We start from the raw sequence: 935 nt of genomic DNA on the forward strand, positions 1-935 counted from the left end.
GTGCGAGCACTGTGCCAAGCCCTTCGAGAGTGCCCACAAACGGCGCATCTACTGTGGCAACTCCTGTAGCACCCTGGCCTACTATGTCCGCCGCCGTGCGCAGCCGGCACCCGCCGCCCGCCCGCCGCTTGCTGTCTCCCTGCCCGATCCAGCCGAAGTGCCCGCGCTGGTCGCCCTGGTGCCGGTCGCTGTGCCAGTTCCCTTGCCGTTGGATCTACAAACTGTCGGGGTCGTGGCCGCTGGCACGATAGTGGGCACAGTTGGCCTGCGTCTGCTCGACAAGTTGCTGGAGCCCGCTTCCGCTCCGGCGGCCGTGCCCGTTGCGTCACTAGCCCTCGCCGCCGTACCCGTCGACCCGGCCAGTTGGTTTCCGGCCGCCGTCTTAGCGGCGCCCGCCGCCTCGCTGCCCGTGCACCACCCCGAGTGGTCGCAGGCGCAGGTGTGTTTGCAGCTCCACTACTTTGGCCGCCGCTTTTACTATCAGCCGGCGCTACGTCGCCTGTGTTGGGAATGCGCCCCGGGGCAGCTCTGGCCCCTAAACTGGCAGGCCGAGTTCACCCGCGTCTTTGAACTGCCGATCCCGCCACTCGAACGGCCCTTGCTCGACTACGCGGCCGCGCCGCGGGCCCTGCCCAATGTCAACGACTAGAAAAGGGGCTACTAGCTCAGCTACCCTACTGGGCACCTACTAAAGTAGGTGCCCAGTAGGGTAGCTGAGCTAGTAGTTATCGTGCTGCCGGCGAGAGCTAAGTAGCCCCTGAGTAGCTACTCGTATTGGCTAACTTATCTGCGATGAATTTCCAACCGTGTGGCGCTCGTCTAACATATCGGGAATTATAGGACTGCTTTTGAGCTAGGAGAGCGCGTTTTTTCAGCACTAACAAGCGGCTTTTTCAGCCACCGCTAATCGGCTTGCCCTACAGGGAAGCCTATAG

1 protein-coding gene is annotated in these 935 nt (G+C 62.9%); it reads left to right on the forward strand.

Translation table 11 applies throughout. The features are described 5' to 3' along the window. The first annotated feature begins 208 nt into the window (after nt 1-208). Nucleotides 209-649 (forward strand): hypothetical protein, encoded by a 441-nt coding sequence (locus QMK33_RS23385; RefSeq protein ID WP_283567046.1) that lies wholly within the window; start codon nt 209-211, stop codon nt 647-649. Nucleotides 650-935: the final 286 nt, after the last annotated feature.

It is taken from the genome of Hymenobacter sp. H14-R3 (genome assembly GCF_030063445.1).
Lineage (GTDB): Bacteria > Bacteroidota > Bacteroidia > Cytophagales > Hymenobacteraceae > Hymenobacter.